Source organism: Microbacterium sp. Y832, from assembly GCF_057669765.1.
On sequence record NZ_JBYHFM010000022.1, the window covers coordinates 1 to 775 of the forward strand.

1 protein-coding gene is annotated in these 775 nt (G+C 66.2%); it reads right to left on the minus strand.

Features of this window, described 5'->3' with window-relative positions; genetic code table 11:
• A partial coding sequence (locus AC25YV_RS12805; RefSeq protein WP_488124241.1) for an IS256 family transposase occupies positions 1-656 on the minus strand: 656 nt, incomplete at its 3' end.
• Positions 657-775: the final 119 nt, after the last annotated feature.

Below are 775 nucleotides of genomic sequence, written 5' to 3' on the forward strand. Positions count from 1 at the left end.
TCGGCGAAGAAGCTGTTCCATGCAGCTCCGGTCTCACTGGTCGCGACCCGCAGGCCGAGGACTTCGCGGTGACCGTCGCCGTTCACGCCGGTCGCGACGAGCACGACCGCGTTGATTACCCTGCCGCCCTCACGGACTTTCATGGTGAGCGCGTCGGCGGCGACGAACGTGAACGGTCCCGCGTCGCCGAGCGGGCGGTGCCGGAACTGGTCGACGTGTTCATCGAGGTCCGCGGCCATCCGGGAGACCTGCGATTTCGAGAGGGAGTGGATCCCGAGGGTCTTGACGAGCTTGTCCATCCGCCGGGTCGAGACCCCGGCGAGGTAACAGTCCGCGACGACAGTGATCAGGGCGGTCTCGGCCCGTTTGCGGCGCTCGAGGAGCCATTCCGGGAAGTACGTGCCCTGGCGGAGCTTCGGGATCGCGACATCGATCGTGCCGACACGGGTGTCGAGGTCGCGGTGCCGGTACCCGTTGCGTTGCGCGGTGCGGTCGGGGCTGGGCTTTCCCCATTCCGCGCCGACCACGGCGTCCGCGTCGGCGGACAGAAGCGCGTTGATCGTTGTTTGCAGGAGGCTGCGCATCAGATCTGGCGACGCGTCGGTCAGGGCTTCAGCGAGCACGCTCGCAGGGTCGACAATATGAAGTGCGGTCATCGTGATGATGCCTTTCGAGTGGAGGTAAGAGACTTCTCGAAGGATCACACGGTGACCGCGCCTACGTCAGGAGCGACGAGCCCGCCACCGTGGGCTACACCACGCTACGGGGCACTACT